General features: G+C 31.1%; 13 protein-coding genes. 2 read left to right on the forward strand and 11 right to left on the reverse strand.

Annotation, left to right across the window (positions count from 1 at the left end; translation table 11 throughout):
• Nucleotides 1–46: 46 nt before the first annotated feature.
• Both BWR22_RS05030 and mazG read left to right on the forward strand, forming a co-directional pair.
• Nucleotides 47–463, forward strand: a complete 417-nt coding sequence (locus BWR22_RS05030) for a DUF5606 family protein (protein ID WP_076732329.1) — start codon at nt 47–49, stop codon at nt 461–463.
• A 90-nt stretch (nt 464–553) separates the two neighbouring features.
• Nucleotides 554–1,327: a nucleoside triphosphate pyrophosphohydrolase gene (gene mazG, locus BWR22_RS05035; protein WP_076732330.1), complete on the forward strand. Its 774-nt coding sequence runs from the start codon at nt 554–556 to the stop codon at nt 1,325–1,327.
• 477 nt (nt 1,328–1,804) lie between these two features.
• Here mazG and BWR22_RS05040 read toward each other — a convergent pair whose 3' ends face one another.
• From BWR22_RS05040 to BWR22_RS05090, 11 genes are all read right to left on the reverse strand, one after another.
• Entirely contained in the window at nt 1,805–2,368 is a 564-nt protein-coding gene (locus BWR22_RS05040) for a hypothetical protein (RefSeq protein ID WP_076732331.1), read from the reverse strand.
• Nucleotides 2,361–4,367: a DUF349 domain-containing protein gene (locus tag BWR22_RS05045; protein WP_076732332.1), complete on the reverse strand. Its 2,007-nt coding sequence runs from the start codon at nt 4,365–4,367 to the stop codon at nt 2,361–2,363. The genes BWR22_RS05040 and BWR22_RS05045 overlap by 8 nt, the downstream gene beginning before the upstream one ends.
• 101 nt (nt 4,368–4,468) lie before the next feature.
• The gene (locus BWR22_RS05050) at nt 4,469–5,230 is read right to left on the reverse strand and encodes a shikimate dehydrogenase family protein (RefSeq protein WP_394333222.1); all 762 of its coding nucleotides are present in this window, start codon (nt 5,228–5,230) and stop codon (nt 4,469–4,471) included.
• Complete coding sequence (locus BWR22_RS05055; RefSeq protein WP_076732333.1) at nt 5,199–6,218, reverse strand: DUF368 domain-containing protein; 1,020 nt, start codon at nt 6,216–6,218, stop codon at nt 5,199–5,201. Before BWR22_RS05055 ends, BWR22_RS05050 begins: the two co-directional genes overlap by 32 nt.
• Nucleotides 6,218–7,225, reverse strand: coding sequence for a DUF368 domain-containing protein (locus BWR22_RS05060; protein WP_076732334.1), 1,008 nt, complete (start codon nt 7,223–7,225; stop codon nt 6,218–6,220). Before BWR22_RS05060 ends, BWR22_RS05055 begins: the two co-directional genes overlap by 1 nt.
• A 98-nt stretch (nt 7,226–7,323) precedes the next feature.
• Complete coding sequence (locus BWR22_RS05065; RefSeq protein ID WP_156875568.1) at nt 7,324–8,235, reverse strand: hypothetical protein; 912 nt, start codon at nt 8,233–8,235, stop codon at nt 7,324–7,326.
• A 72-nt stretch (nt 8,236–8,307) separates the two neighbouring features.
• On the reverse strand, nt 8,308–8,880 hold the full coding sequence (locus tag BWR22_RS05070) for a uracil-DNA glycosylase family protein (RefSeq protein ID WP_076732336.1): 573 nt from the start codon (nt 8,878–8,880) through the stop codon (nt 8,308–8,310).
• Nucleotides 8,881–8,938: 58 nt separating this feature from the next.
• Nucleotides 8,939–9,484, reverse strand: a complete 546-nt coding sequence (locus BWR22_RS05075; protein ID WP_083678204.1) for a VOC family protein — start codon at nt 9,482–9,484, stop codon at nt 8,939–8,941.
• A 388-nt stretch (nt 9,485–9,872) separates the two neighbouring features.
• A complete protein-coding gene (locus BWR22_RS05080) occupies nt 9,873–11,315 on the reverse strand; it encodes a TolC family protein (RefSeq protein ID WP_076732337.1) in 1,443 nt (480 codons plus the stop codon).
• A complete protein-coding gene (locus BWR22_RS05085; protein ID WP_076732338.1) occupies nt 11,305–14,556 on the reverse strand; it encodes an efflux RND transporter permease subunit in 3,252 nt (1,083 codons plus the stop codon). Before BWR22_RS05085 ends, BWR22_RS05080 begins: the two co-directional genes overlap by 11 nt.
• Before the next feature lie 23 nt (nt 14,557–14,579).
• Nucleotides 14,580–15,635, reverse strand: a complete 1,056-nt coding sequence (locus BWR22_RS05090) for an efflux RND transporter periplasmic adaptor subunit (protein ID WP_394333224.1) — start codon at nt 15,633–15,635, stop codon at nt 14,580–14,582.
• Between the last annotated feature and the right edge of the window lie 128 nt (nt 15,636–15,763).

Consider the following 15,763-nt stretch of genomic DNA (forward strand, 5'->3'; position numbering starts at 1 on the left):
ACATAGTGCAGTACAAGATATTTGCGCTCCTTTAAATAATATAAATATGGCATTAGATAAAATATTAGCAATTTCAGGAAAACCAGGATTATACGAATTAGTTACGCAAACTAGAGGAGGTTTTATTGCAAAATCGTTATTAGATAACCGTAAGATTTCTGTAGGTATCCAGCAAAATGTAAGTGTATTAAGCGAAATTGCTATTTATACTTTAACAGAAGAAGTTCCTTTACGAGAGGTTTTTAAAAAAATAAAAGCTAAAGAAAACGGTGAACAAACATCAATAAATCACAAAGAATCTAAAGACAAATTAGAAGAATATTTCTTTGATGTTTTACCAGATTACGATGAAGATAGAGTGTATGCAAGTGATATTAAAAAAGTAATACAGTGGTATAATATGCTTCAAAAAAATAATTTGTTAGATTTTGAAGATAAAAAAAGCTCTGAAGAGGAAGAATAGTTATATAGACTATTTTTAAAACATAAATTAAAATCCAGCTTTTTAGCTGGATTTTTTTCATTTTAAATACCTTTACAAAAAATAATTTTTATGAATTCTAGAGCCAATCAACTTAAAGCTTTCGATCGTTTATTAACGATTATGGATGAGCTTCGTGAGCAATGTCCATGGGATAAAAAGCAAACCATGGAAAGTTTACGACATTTAACAATAGAAGAAACTTATGAACTTGGTGATGCTATATTAGATAACGATCTAGAAGAAATAAAAAAAGAAGTGGGAGATATTTTGTTGCATTTAGTTTTTTATGCCAAAATAGGAAGTGAAACTAATAGTTTTGATATTGCAGATGTTTGTAATTCTATTTGCGAAAAACTAATACATAGACATCCACATATTTATGGAGATGTAAAGGTAAAAGATGAAGCAGAAGTAAAGCGTAATTGGGAAAAACTAAAACTTAAAGAAGGAAAAACAAGTGTTTTAGAAGGAGTGCCCAAAAGTTTACCTGCCTTAGTAAAAGCAAACCGTATTCAAGATAAAGTTTCTGGAGTAGGTTTTGATTGGGAAGAGCCAGAACAAGTTTGGGAAAAAGTAGAAGAGGAGTTAAGCGAATTTAAAGTTGAGGTAGCTAAAAACGATAGAGATGCAATGGAAAGCGAATTTGGAGACGTATTATTCTCTTTAGTTAACTATGCACGTTTTAAAAATATAAATCCAGAGAATGCTTTAGAAAGAACTAATAAAAAATTCTCAAAACGTTTTCAATATCTAGAATCTAAAGCAAAATCATTAAATAAAGATTTAAAAGATATGACTTTAGCTGAAATGGATGTTTTTTGGGATGAAGCCAAAAAACTGTAATTGAAAAAATACAAAATTGGATTTTTTCAAATATTTCATTTTGGGAGGAAGCCAAAAAATTATAATTGAAAAAAATCAGAATTGGATTTTTTCAAATATTTCATTTTGGGAGGAAGCCAAAAAACTGTAATTGAAACAGCTAATAAAATATTTTTTATCTATTTAAAATACTGAAAATCAAATATTTATATATTATTTTTATTAAAAAGTAATCTTTTTTAATTTTTTTGAAGTCCAAAATTAAGATGTATGCGTATATAATACCAAATGACCTTGTTTCTTCATAGGAAAATTGGTTAATAGCGTAAACTTTTTATAGGTCATTTTACATAAAATTATTTCTAGTAAGCGAAATAGAAATAATTGGTTAGTTTAGTTAGGAGCCAAAATCCTGTTTGATGTAAATCAAGCAGGATTTGGTTTTTGTAGTAGTTTCGTTAATAAAAAAATGCTCATTTTAAAATGAGCATTTTTTTATTAAAATTTATAACCAATACGTAAATGTATGTTTACTCCAATATCTGCTTGCTCAAAAAAGGTGTTAGCTTCTTCAAAATATTTAATATAACCTACACCAATAGCTGTTTCGTAATTAAAATGTTTACCAATATTTCTTCTAATTCCCCAAGTAGGAATAATTGTAAGGTCACTAATAAAATTGTAATTTTCTTTTAAAGATGTCAATAATAAATCAGGATGATAATTAACTTTTAGTGAAACAAAATTTCCGCTGTTTCCATCAATTCTTCTCGATTTAGAAACTCTTTTATTTAAATTATAGTACCATCTAGGTTCTAAAGTAATGGATGGAACGACATATACGCCAGAATCGTTAATAAAACTACTACTGTAAAAACCTAATTCAGCACCTACTTCAGTACGTAAAGCTATGCTTTGAGATAGTTTAGCTTCATTATGTGCCCAAAGGCCTATTGCACCAAGTTGAATTCCAAATATTGATTTTTCTACACTTGCATCTTGAGCTTTTGCTGTAAAAGAAAGAGAAAATAAAATAAGGGCAACTAAAAATGTTTTATTCATTTACTTCACTGCTCTTATTTTGTTCTAACTCAGCTTCGGCTTTAGCCTTAGTGTTTTCCATAATTTTAATTTTCTTCAGCTTTGCTTTCCAGATTTTTAAATCTTCGTTATGTTTTTTAATATTATCGTAAACCGATTTTACTAACGGATTTTTTTCATCGGCATGTTTAAAAAACAGTAAATTATTTTCTAATTGGTTTATTTCTCCTTTTATATCACCAATTTTTTGACGAATGAAATTGTATTCTTTCTCTAGAGCTCTTTGGTCTTGAGCAGAAGATAAATCTTGAAGTTTATTTTCAAACTTCATCATTTCTACTTCATTTTTATTCATATCTAAAGTACCAAATAAAGTGTCTAAAGCTTTATTAAAATCACTTTCAATTTTACGCTTATTGCCAGGAACACGACCAATTGTTTTCCACTTTGCGATATAGTCTTTTATAGTTGCTAAATCTGCTTTTTGCTCGCCCGAAAGTTTTGTTGCGGTAACTGTATTTAGAAGCGCTTCTTTTTCTGTATATGCTTTTTCTTCTTCTGCGCTTGCTTCATTTCTTTTAGCATGAACTCTATCAAAATAATAATTACAGGCGGCTCTAAATTGCTTCCAAATTTTATCGCTGTCTTTTCTTGGCACGTGCCCAATTCGTTTCCAGTCGCTTTGGATTTTTTTCATTAATTGCGTTGTAGCAGTAAAATCATCACTGTCTTTATTGTCTTCGGCAATTTTTATTAATTCTAGCTTTTTGTCTAAATTATCATACTGTTCTTTTTTTAAGCTTTTGTAGTATGAGTTTTTTTTATGGTTAAATTCTCGAACTGCTGCTTTAAATTTAGTCCAAGTAGCTTCATTAACTTTAATAGGTACTTTTCCTGCTTTAAAAAATTCTTCGCGAAGCATTTCAACTTCTTTAATTTTTTTCTGCCACGCTTTATGCGTGTTTCCTGGTTCGTTTGTTTTTTCTTGTATTAAACCAATAATGCCTGTTTTAAACTCTAAATTCTTTTCGTATAAAGAGTCTAAATGTTTGTAGTATTCTTGACGCTTATCGTTAATAACTTTTGTTGCTTCTTTAAAGCGCTCCCAAATAGGTTCTCTATGTTCTCTTGCTACAGGACCTAGTTCTTCTTTCCACATTTTGTGTAAAGCTTGCAGCTCTCTAAAGGCACGGTTATTATTATCTTCTTTTGCTAATTCTTCTGCACGCTCTATAATTTTCAACTTTTTTTCTAGATTGTGTTCAAAATCTTTGTCGCGTAAATCTCTATCTAAGTGTAATAAATCGTAAAAACGTTCTACGTTAAAATGATAGCTATTCCATGCATTATTATACTTGTCTCTAGGTATTGAGCCCGCGTTTTTCCATTGCTCTTGCAATTCTTTAAATTGCTTGTATTTTGTATTCATTGTTTCGTCAAGATCTGTAAGTGTCTTGATGTCTTCAATAATTTTTAGTCTAATGGATAAATTATCTTTTAAGCCTTTTTCTATGTTGTTATAATGTGCTTTTATTTTTTGACGATAGTCTTTATAGGCTTCATTAAAACTTTGTTTTATAGGTGTAGAGTAGTGGAAATCTATTTCGTTACCACCTTGATCTAAAAACTCTTGCTTTTTTTCATCTAAAAGAGCATTGAATTTGTCGTTAAATTCATTTTTTATCTCTTCTACATGCTTTTTTATAGCTTGTATTTTTTCGTTTTTTATTAGGTTTTCTAGCTCAATAACCAAAGTGTCTAAAGACATTTCGCTATAATTTTTTTCTTCTATATTATGGCGATCACTAGTACCTTCGTCTTCTGCATCTTCTGCATTAGAGTTGTCAATTTCATTAATTACATCATCTTCAGAGTGTTCATTTTCAGGTTCCTGAAGTTGTTTTGTGGTTTCGCTAATGCTTTCCGCGTTGACTTCTTCAACTTGTTTTGGAGATGTGTTTTCTGGTACTTTGTTTTCTTTGTTTCCGTCTGCATTTTGCAGGTTATCTTGCTCTGACATTTTATAAAATGTTTTGTTTATGGTGATAAATTATACTTTCAAATATACTAAAACTTGTCTTTTTAATAACAATTTCAGTTTTTTAACTTGTTTAAATTGCGCTATTTATTCCAAATGCTCCAGGATTTTTCAGCTTGTAATTCTAACATTTTTTCTCCATTAATTATTGTAGCATTATTTTTCTTTCCTAATCTTAGAAATTTTGTTTCTGAAGGATTATAAATTAAATCGAATAATATATGTTGATTTGTTATTGCATGATATGGAATATCTGGGCATGCTTCCACATTTGGAAAGGTGCCTAAAGGTGTACAGTTTATTATTATTTGATGAGAATTAATTATTGATTCTGAAAGTTGATTATAGGTAAAAGCAACATTTTGTGATGCTTTTCTGGATACAAAAGAATACTCAATATCAAGAGATTTTAATGCATAAGCAATGGCTTTACTTGCTCCGCCTGTACCTAAAATTAAAGCTTTTTTATGGTGCTTTTTTAAAAAGGGATTTAAGGTGTTTTTAAAGCCGTAAAAATCTGTATTGTACCCAACGTATTTTCCTTTTTTTGTAATTTTTATAGTGTTTACAGCACCTATAGCTTTTGCTTTTTTATTTAACTTATCTAAAAAAGGCATAACACTTTCTTTATAAGGTATTGTAACATTAAAGCCTTTAATGGCTTTGTCTTTTTTTAATTTTGTTTCAAATAAAGAAATGTTTTCAAGGTCAAAATTTTCATAAGTTGTATTTTTTATTTCTTCATTTTCAAATTTATTTTTAAAATAATTTCTTGAGAAGGAATATGAAATGTCTTTTCCTATTAAACCAAATTTACGCATGTGTTTGTCGTGTTTTTCTGCCATACCATTCTAAACCAAGTACAATTGCAATACCTGCTATAATGTAAAAAATAGCTATAAAAGTTTCTGTATTGAGTTCTGGAATAAAGCGTTTGTAGTTTTCTATTATGTGTTTTCCGCCAGAATCTAAACTTTTAACGCCTAGATTATTAGTTTTAAAAATAGTTTCCTTCCAAGGCCAAACTACACCAAGAGAGCCAACAATAAAACCAATTATAGATGCTGTTGTAACACTTTTATAATGTTTTAAGATGTAACTTAATATGTGAGAGAAACTAACCAACCCAACAACAGAGCCTAAAGTAAATACAAAAAGAACTTTAAGCATTCTTACACGTTCTGTATTATTAATAAAACTAAAGTTGCCTCCAAGAATTTCGTAAAAGGTATCAAAAAGAGCATTAACAGAATCTACTAGCAGTAGTACATAATTTCCTAATAATATTAAAATAAAAGAGCCTGAGAAACCAGGTAACGTCATTCCGGAAACGCTAATAATACCACATAAAAAAACAAACCATAGATTGTCGTTTTCCATTGCAGGATCAAGAAAACTAATACTTATACCAATAAGTGCGCCAATTAAAAGTGCTACATAGGTTGTTATTTTCCAATCTTTAAAATCTTTACTAATGTAATAGATTGAGCCTATAATCATCCCGAAAAAAACACTCCAAACGTATAATTCGTAATGCTTAATAAAATAGTCTAAAATTTTTGAAACACTAAAATAGCTCACTAGCATTCCAAAAAATAATAGGCTTAAAAATCTTCCATTTATGTAATAAAAAAATGACTTGAATCTGCCATTAAAAAATAACTTAAATGCGGTTACATTTACACGTTTTAAAGAATGAATAAATTCTTCATAAAAACCAGCAACAAATGCCACAACACCACCAGATACGCCAGGAACTTTATTTGCAGCTCCCATTCCTAATCCTTTAAGGATTAAAAAAAGTTTATCTGTTAATGTGCGTGTACTTTGCATTATACTTTTTTGGACCCTATTTTTTCTAACACAAAAATGGTTAAGAAACCAACAATCATTAATAGAATAGCAAAAATTAATTGCGGATTAACTCCATTAAGTTCTGAATATAAATTAGGTAAAATACTTTCTTCTAAAACAGTTTTATAGCTTTCATAATCGTTAGTTTGCTTTTGGAAAACAGATAGTGTACCAAGCTCTGAAACTTGATTAAAATCTATTACTTTACCTGTTTCGTCTTTCATTACTGAAATTGTTCTTTTCCAAGGCCACATTTTATTTAAAGAACCTAAAATAAATCCAGTTAATAAAGCTAAGGTTGTATTATGATAGTTTTTAAATAGCCATTTTAGTAATTTACTAAAACTTAATAAGCCAGCAATAGCACCTATTGCAAAAAGGCCTATTTTTTTAAAATCCCAATCGTTTATAGCGTTACTTAAAGCTGTGTATGCTCCTAAAATAATTAAGATAAATGAGCCGGAAATACCTGGTAAAATCATTGCACAAATGGCAATAGCTCCAGCAAAAAATAAAAACCATGCACTATTATTTGCTCCAAGAGAAGGTAAACTAGTAATGTAAAAGGCAAGAGCAGCTCCGGCTAAAAGAACAATAACACTCCCAATTGTCCATTTGGTAATTTGTTTTCCAACAAAATAAATACTTACAACTATAAGCCCAAAAAAGAACGACCAAATTAAAACAGGATGTTGTTCTATTAAATATTTTGCTAATCGCATAAATGAAGCAAAACTTATAAGGATTCCTGTTAATAAAGCTAAAAGAAAATTACCGTTAGCTTGTTTCCAAAATGATTTTAAACCATCTTGTTTTAGTGTTTTAAAAAGCGACAAGTTAATGTTGCTAATTGAAGAAATTAACTCTTCATAAATACCAGAGATAAAAGCTATAGTTCCACCAGAAACACCTGGTACAGCATCTGCTGCACCCATAGCTACACCTTTAAGTGCTATTAAAAAATAGTCTTTAAATTTTCTTTGCATGCTTTTACTTTTCAATCTAACCAAAGGTATACATTTTTAATAATCCTACAAGGTGTTTATTTAGCTTGCAATGGTTAAAAATATTATTTAGATGTTTTTTATTCTAACATCCAATTTACCAAGTCTTTTTCGTTAACTATAGACCAAGAATGTGGATGTCTTTCTCCATTTGCTCGATAACCTTTGTTTTTTGTTTTTATAAGTTGGATATTTTTATTGCCAAACGTGGTTTTTAATTGTTCTGATAATTTTTGAATATAGAATGCATTTAAATCTTCGTAACTATTTTTAGCGTGATTATTCCACCATTTTAAATCTGGTTCTGTATAAAATCTTATTTTTAATTTCTTTAATCCTTTTAAGTTATTAATGTTTTGTGTTTTAAATGTAAAAGGAGCGTTTTTTTCGTAATTAGATATTCCGTTTTGTGGATTCCCAAATTCGTTATCTAACATGTGTTTAATCCATTTAGACTCTTGAATAGCACGTTCTGAATAGTTTAATTCTAAATTTTTTTCGGCTGTTTGGTAAAGTGCTAAAAGATCAATTGGAGAATCTACTATAAACACTCCTTTAGGTTTTACTAGACTTTTATTTTTTACTAAATAATCGCTAATTAATAAACTTACATTTCCTCCGCTGGAAAAGCCACCAATATAAATGTTGTTTTTGTTAAGTTGCTGTTCGTTAATTATTTTTGTAAGCTGATTGCTTAATTCTTGTTTTTCTTCAGGTTTGAGGTATAAGCGTTGGTTTAAATTCATTGCTAAAACCGAAAAATTATTTGCAACACTAATATCTGCAATTTTAAATTCAGTTAATGTGTTTTCAGCATCGCAAGGGAAACAAGGAAATAAAATTAATAGTCCTTTTTGTTTTTCTGCTTTAATTAATTGGTATTCTGAAGTTTTAATTATTTCAGATTTTAAATAGTCTGTTTGATTATTTTTTTTAGAATGACCTTTACAAGACATTACAATTAAGATTAAAATTATGATGTATTTCTGCATATTTAATTCTCGATTTAAATGTTTGTGTAGGTTTTATAATCTGTTTTAATTTTATAGATTTTTGGCAATCATTTATTTTAAGATTCTTTTTATTTCTTTTTGCAATTCAGGTAATACTAAACGTGTAAACCATTCGTTTTTGGCTTGCCAAATATTATTTCTTGGAGATGGATGTGGAAGCACAAAATATTTTGGTAAATATTCTTTAAAGTTTTTTACTGTTTCTGTTAATGTTCTCTTTGCACTTTCTTTAAGGTAATAATCTTGTGCATATTTTCCTATTAATAAAATTAGCTCCACATTTTGTAATTTATTAAATAAATGATTGTGCCATAATGGAGCACATTCTTTCCTTGGTGGTAAGTCTCCAGATTTGCCTTTTCCGGGATAGCAAAAACCCATTGGAATTATTGCAATTTTTTGAGTGTTGTAAAAATCAGTTTTATCAATTTTCATCCAGCTTCTTAAATTTTCACCACTTTTATCATTCCAAGGAATACCGGTTTTATGGACTATAGTTCCTGGAGCTTGTCCAATTATAATTATTTTACTTTTTGGATGTGCCGATAGTACTGGTCGCGGACCAAGCTCTAAGTGTTCTTTGCAAGCATTACAATTTGATATATCTTTTATTAGGCTATCCACATGTATTAAAATTATTTTTTTAAAATTTAGTTAATAGTAGTAAAGGTATCTATGTGATTTACTGTAAATTTAATTGCCAAGAAACTCCAAATTTATCTTGAACAAAACCAAATTTTTTGCTAAATCCATAATTATTTAAAGGCATCATAATTGTTCCATCATGTGATAGTTTTGAAAATAATTTTTCAAGTTCACTTTCATTTTTGCACTCAATGTAATTGGAAACAGCAGGAGTAAAATCCCAATCGTGAATTGGTGGGCTGTCACTACACATAAATAGATTTCCATTTAATTTAAATGTGGCATGCATAATTTTTCCTTCATCTACTGGAGCATTTTTCTCCCATCGTTTTACATTAATAATCTCAGAATTATCAAATAATTCTACATAAAAATTCATTGCATTTTCGGCATTGTTTTTTTGAAATGTAAGAAATGTGGCTATCTGATGATTATTAGAGTTGTTTTCGTTTATTAATTTTTTAAGACTATCAATTTCTAATTGTAGTTTTTCTTTTTCTACACTAGAATTTTTGTCTCCTTTAAAATTAGTACAACTAACTAATATTAAATTTAAAATTAAAATTTGTAGTATTTTTTTCATTTTAACACGACTTTTTTGTTTGATTTGTTTTAAAATATTTGCTACAAATTAAGATTAATTTACACTGTTTTATAGTATAAAGATAAATGTAATCTTATTTAATTATAGAATTTAATACTATTATTTATTGTGTATGCTAACTTTATACTTGTGGAAGTTTATAAATAATAATCTATTAATTAACTTGTTTTAAATTAAAAACGGTTTGACGTTTAAAGTCAAACCGTTATAATTTGTGCACTTTTATACTTACTAGTTTTTTAATGTTTTTTTCATAAAAGCTCTAATTTTATTTTAACTTTTGGTTAAAAATTTCAGTTTATAATTAAGATAAAAAAGCCATTCTATATTTTTTTACAGAATGGCTTTAATATAGAGTGTTTTATAGCTAATTCCAGCCACCACCTAAGGCTTGATAAATTTTAACATTGGCCAAAAATTGGTCTCTTTTGGTTTCAATTATTTCAATTTTAGAATCTAAGGCTTCACGTTGTGTCAATAAGACTTCAGTATATTCCGCTCTTGCTGATTTAAAAAGTTGTATAGATAATTCTATAGCTTCGGTCATTGCTTGAACTTGCTGGGCTTTTAAATCGTAATTTTCTTTTAAGTTTTTAATATCCGAAAGCGTATTAGCGACTTCGATGTATCCATTTAAAATAGCTTTTTCATATTCAAAAACGGCTTGTAGTTGTCTGCTATTGGCATTTTTGTATTCTGCTTTAATGGCATTTCTATTAATTAACGGACTTACAACGTCTCCAACTAATGAGTACGCTAATGACTCTGGTGTACTTGTTAGAAATTTAGTTTTAAATGCTTGCAAACCTATTCCTGCATTAATTCCTAAGGAAGGGTAGAAGTTCGCTTTTGCTATTTTTACATTTAATTTTGAAGCTTCTAATTCTAATTCCGCTTGCCTAATATCTGGTCTATTCGCTAAAAGTTGAGACGGAATTCCGGCATCAATAGTGTGTATGGTACGTTCTATAAAATTATTAGAGTCTCTATCTATAGGCTGAGGAAATCTACCTAATAGAAAATTAATAGTGTTTTCAACTTCGACAATTTGTTGTTGAATTTCAAATTTATTGCTTTGATTTTTAAAGACTTCAGCTTCAAATCGTCTCACCGCTAGTTGTGTGGCTCTTGCGGCTTGCTTTTGTAGCTTTACCATTTTTAAAGCATTCTGTTGAATTTCTAAATTTTGCTCAATAATAATTAACTGATTGTCTAAAGCTAATAACTCATAATACGAATTAGCAATTTCGGAAACAATTGAAGTAACCATAAAGTTTTTACCTTCAACCGTACTCAAGTATTCCAAAACTGCTGCTTTTTTACCGTTTCGTAGTTTTTTCCAGACATCTAATTCCCAAGACACATTTAATCCAACTGAAAAATCGGTTAATGGTTCTGGAAATTCTTCTCCTTCTCGGACGTCTAAATGCTGTTCTACAGCGCCATTTCGGGTATATCCGCCTACTTTTTCTACTTCGGCACCAGCATAGACATTTACAAATGGCAAATATTCTCCTTTTCTTACCGAGATTTCATTATTAGCCATAGCGATTTGCTGAAGCATAATATTTAGTTCTTGGTTGTTAGTCAAAGCAGTATCAATCAATGCTACTAATTTTGGGTCGGAAAAATAATCCTTCCACTTTATAGTTGCAGAATTTATAGTGTCTGAGTTCTTATTTTGATATTGCTCTGGTACCTCTTTATTTTCTTCTCTTGCGGCCGTTTGCGTTGGCACGCAAGAATAGAGTAGTAGTATAATTAGTAGACTACTTATCTGAATGCTGTTTATGTTAATTTTAGTCTTCATCTTGTTCGCTTTTACGAAGTTTTTTCAATAATTTTTTTAGTTTGCTAATGTTTTCGGCATTTTCTATGCTTCGATTTTTGCTTTCACTTACACGCATCATTTCTTCCGAAATTGGTTCATTAGCCTCGTCTTTAATTAGGCTTTTGCCTTCCGAAAGTTTTGCAAAAATGTAGTATAAACCAGGAATTACTAAAACACCAAAAAAGGTTCCAATTAACATGCCTCCCATAGATGAGCCACCAATGGTTCGGTTACCAATAGCTCCTGCACCAGAGGCGATTATTAAGGGTATTAAGCCGGCAATAAAAGCAAAAGAGGTCATTAATATAGGTCTAAAACGAGCTTTAGCTCCTTCTATGGCAGCATCTAAAATAGTAGCGCCTTCTCTTTGTTTTTGTACGGCGTATTCTACTATAAGCACGGCGTTTTTACTTAGTAAACCTACTAACATAATTACACCAATTTGGGCATAAACATCATTGGCTAATCCCATTAGTTTAAGTAATAAAAAAGAACCAAAAACTCCAACAGGTAAGGATAGTATTACGGCTAACGGAAGCATAAAGCTTTCGTATTGCGCTGCTAATACAAAATATACAAACACGAGGACTACAATGAAAATGTATATAGATTCGTTACCTCTTTGTGCTTCATCATACGATAATCCTTCCCAAGCAATATCATAACCTCTTGGTAATTCTTTGGCTGCGACTTCTTTAATTGCATTAATGGCATCGCTACTTGTAAAACCTGGTGCAGGTAAACCTCTAATGGATGCTGAATTGTAAAGGTTATACCTAGTAATTTCATTGGGTCCCAATTTTTTTTCAATACTCATAAATGAAGAATAAGGCACCATTTCTCCTTCTTCGTTTTTTACAAATAGTTTTTCTAAATCTGTAGGAAGTCTTCTGTATTCTGGTGCTGCTTGTGTGTAAACTTTAAAAAAGCGACCAAAACGAATAAAACCTTGCTCATACGTACTACCAATTAAAATATTGAGGTTTTCCATTGCTTTACCAATAGTCACTCCTTTTTGCATGGCAATTTTATTGTTTATTTTTAATTGGTATTGAGGATAGTTAGCCGAAAAGAACGTGAATAATCCTGTGAGCTCTTCGCGTTTAGATAAGGCTTCCATAAAATCATTATTGATGCTTTCAAAATGATGATAATCGGTAGAGTTTGTTTTATCTAATAATCGCATAGCAAATCCACCAGAAGACCCAAAACCAGGAACGGCAGGTGGCTCAAAATATTCAATTACAGCACCTAAGTTTTTGGTTTCTTCTTCTAATTCTTCCATGATTTCATGAACAGAATGGTGACGGTCTCCCCAAGGTTTTAAGTTAATTAAGCAAGTACCTGCGTTAGAGCCACGACCCTCGGTCATAATTTCATAACCTGCTAAAGACGATACCGATTCTACACCTTCATTTTCTTCGCAAATTTTTTGAAGTTTTCTAGCCACTTCATTGGTGCGTTCTAAGGTTGCACCAGGTGGTGTTTGTATTATGGCGTATATCATTCCTTGGTCTTCATTAGGAATAAAGCCAGATGGCAGTACGTCGTTTGTAAAATAAATACCTGCACAGAACAGCGCTAAAATGCCAAAAGTAACCACACGTCTGGCTACAATTTTATTTAAAATCTTAACGTAGCGTCCTGTAAGTTTTTCAAATCCATTATTAAACCAATCGATAAAACGGTCGATAATAGATTTTTTTCGTTTACCATGATTGTTCTTTAGCAACATGGCACATAATACAGGCGTTAGGGTTAAGGCTACAAGTGCCGAAATTAATATAGCACCAGCCATTGTTATTGAGAACTGTCTGTAGAATACACCAACAGGTCCCGTCATAAACGAAATAGGAATAAACACCGAAACCATCACGAGAGTAATAGCGATAATAGCACCTCCAATTTCACCTAAAACTTCAGAGGAAGCTTTATACGGACTTAAATGTTTTTCTTCCATTTTAACATGGACGGCTTCTACCACAACAATAGCATCATCTACCACAATACCTATGGCAAGTACGAGTGCAAAAAGGGTGATTAGGTTGATGGAAAGTCCAAAAAGTTGCATTACAAAAAAGGCACCGATTAGGGACACAGGAACCGCAATAATTGGAATTAATGTAGAACGCCAATCTCCTAAAAACAAAAAGACCACAAAAGCAACAAGTATAAATGCATCTCTCAACGTATGGATGACTTGCTCAATTGAAGCATCTAAAAAGTTAGACACATCGTAACTAATTTGAAAATCTACATTTGGTGGCAATTCTTCTTCAAGTTCGGCTAGTTTTTCTTTAACGGCATCAATAACATCGCTACCATTACTACCAAAGGTTTGTTTTAATACAATTGAAGCCGAAGGTTTACCGTCTAAATTCGAATAAATATCAAAAAACTCACTTCCTAATTTAACCTCTGCAATATCTTTTAGCATTATAATTTCGCCTTCTTTATTTGCACGAATTATAATGTCTTCATATTGCTCGGGTTCGTTATAGCGGTTTTCGTAGGTTAAAACATACTCTAGAGATTGTGAGGTAATCCCAGAACTTCGACCCAAACGACCAGGTCTTGCCAATATGCTTTGTTCTTCCATGGCTTCTAAGACTTCCTCGGCCGAAATATTATAAGCACGCATGCGGTCTGGCTTTAACCATACACGCATGGCATATTTACGACTTCCTAAAATCTGAGCGCTGGCAATACCGTTAATACGCTGTATTTCGGGAATAATTTTGGTGTAAGCATAATTGTATAAAAACTTTTCGTCGTTGTTTTTATCGGAACTAGATAGGTTTACATACATAAGCATACTAGGTTGTATAGGTGTAATAATTACACCTTCACGTTGTACCAGTTCTGGCAATAATGGCATGACTTGGTCTACTCTTGTTTTTACACGTACTACGGCTTCATTAGGGTCGGTTCCGGGTTCAAAAATAACTCTGATGGTTCCTTCTCCTGCACTTGTAGCATCAGAAGCAATATAACGCATATCTTGTACACCATTGATGGCGGTTTCTAAAGGGATTAAGGTGGAATTCACTAAGACTTCAGAACTAGAACCAGGATACGCAATAAAAATGTTTACTGTGGTTGGTGCAATTTGTGGAAATTGTGATATAGGCAATTGCTTAATAGCAAGACCACCTATAAATACGATGATTACCGAAATGACAATAGCCAAAACGGGTCTTTTTATAAATCTTCTAAACATGATTTTTGTAGATTAAAAGCGGTTTACTCTGCGTAAAGCTCTAGGTGAGATAAAACAGAATTTGGGTCTACCATTTCTGTATTAATTTCTTCTTGGTCTCTAACCATTCGAATACCTTCTAAAAGAATAGTATCTTTTTCAGACAAGCCTTTATCTACAATGAAGAGGTGTGGTAATTCTGCTCCAATACTGATTTCTCTTTGGTGTACCACATGGTTGCTATCTACGGTGAAAACGTAGGTTTTATCTAGAACTTCAAAGGTTGCTTTTTGCGGAATAATTACAACGTCTTTGTAAGGCACTGTCATTAAAATACTACCAGTTTCTCCATGTCTTAGAATACCATCCGGATTAGGGAACGTAGCTCTAAATGCAATGTTACCGGTTTCACTATTAAATTCGCCTTCAATAGTTTCTATAATTCCTTTTTGATTAAAAGGCTTATTATTAGCCATTAAAAGGGAAACGTTTTTGTTGTTCTTTTTAGCTTCGCTAGTAATGTAGTCTAAATATTCTGCTTCTGGAACATTAAAATATACCCACATTTTGCTGTTGTCTGAAAGCGTGGTTAACAGCTCGCCTTCATCTAAAAGGCTACCTTCTCTAGCTTCTAGATGGTCCATAATACCATCAAAAGGTGCTTTAATATTTGTAAACCCTAAATGAGTTTGTGCTAAGGTAACTTCGGCATTTGCTTTGTCTAAATTGGCTTTAGCCATAGCTAACTCGTTTGGTGAAACTACGTTGCCATCTGCTAATAATTGCGTGTTCTGAAGTTCAATCTCTGCAACACTAGATTCGGCTTTCGCCTTTTGTAATTCAGCCTGGTAGATGTTAGGCATAATTTGAAACATCTGCTGTCCTTTTTTTACGTGTTGTCCTTCATCGACATAAATATGCTTTAAATAGCCTTTTTCTAAAGCTCTTAATTCAATATGTCTAATAGCATGAATTTGGCTAACATAATCTTTGGTAATTGAGGTGTCTTTTTTTATGGGATTTGTAACTAGAAACGATGTTTCTTCATGTTTTTCTGCTTTGTGTTTTTCACAACTTGCTAAAAATATAAGCACAAGCATGCTTGTAAAAACGGCTGTTTTTTTAATAATATTCACGGTTAAATATGTTTTATAAAATGATATAATTATTGAGAATATTCTATAGAGAATTCTCTTTTAGAGCTTTAGTAGAAACCCTAAAAACTTAA

The sequence above is a fragment of the Lacinutrix venerupis genome (assembly GCF_001971745.1).
GTDB classification, from domain to species: Bacteria; Bacteroidota; Bacteroidia; order Flavobacteriales; family Flavobacteriaceae; genus Lacinutrix; species Lacinutrix venerupis.

Bases quoted from the DNA above. Each gene is read 5' to 3' on its own strand.
- BWR22_RS05030 (WP_076732329.1), top strand. From the start codon at position 47: ATGGCATTAGATAAAATATTAGCAATTTCAGGAAAACCAGGATTATAC.
- mazG (WP_076732330.1), top strand. From the start codon at position 554: ATGAATTCTAGAGCCAATCAACTTAAAGCTTTCGATCGTTTATTAACG.
- BWR22_RS05040 (WP_076732331.1), bottom strand. From the start codon at position 2,368: ATGAATAAAACATTTTTAGTTGCCCTTATTTTATTTTCTCTTTCTTTT.
- BWR22_RS05045 (WP_076732332.1), bottom strand. From the start codon at position 4,367: ATGTCAGAGCAAGATAACCTGCAAAATGCAGACGGAAACAAAGAAAAC.
- BWR22_RS05050 (WP_394333222.1), bottom strand. From the start codon at position 5,230: ATGGCAGAAAAACACGACAAACACATGCGTAAATTTGGTTTAATAGGA.
- BWR22_RS05055 (WP_076732333.1), bottom strand. From the start codon at position 6,218: ATGCAAAGTACACGCACATTAACAGATAAACTTTTTTTAATCCTTAAA.
- BWR22_RS05060 (WP_076732334.1), bottom strand. From the start codon at position 7,225: ATGCAAAGAAAATTTAAAGACTATTTTTTAATAGCACTTAAAGGTGTA.
- BWR22_RS05065 (WP_156875568.1), bottom strand. From the start codon at position 8,235: ATGCAGAAATACATCATAATTTTAATCTTAATTGTAATGTCTTGTAAA.
- BWR22_RS05075 (WP_083678204.1), bottom strand. From the start codon at position 9,484: ATGAAAAAAATACTACAAATTTTAATTTTAAATTTAATATTAGTTAGT.
- BWR22_RS05080 (WP_076732337.1), bottom strand. From the start codon at position 11,315: ATGAAGACTAAAATTAACATAAACAGCATTCAGATAAGTAGTCTACTA.
- BWR22_RS05085 (WP_076732338.1), bottom strand. From the start codon at position 14,556: ATGTTTAGAAGATTTATAAAAAGACCCGTTTTGGCTATTGTCATTTCG.
- BWR22_RS05090 (WP_394333224.1), bottom strand. From the start codon at position 15,635: ATGCTTGTGCTTATATTTTTAGCAAGTTGTGAAAAACACAAAGCAGAA.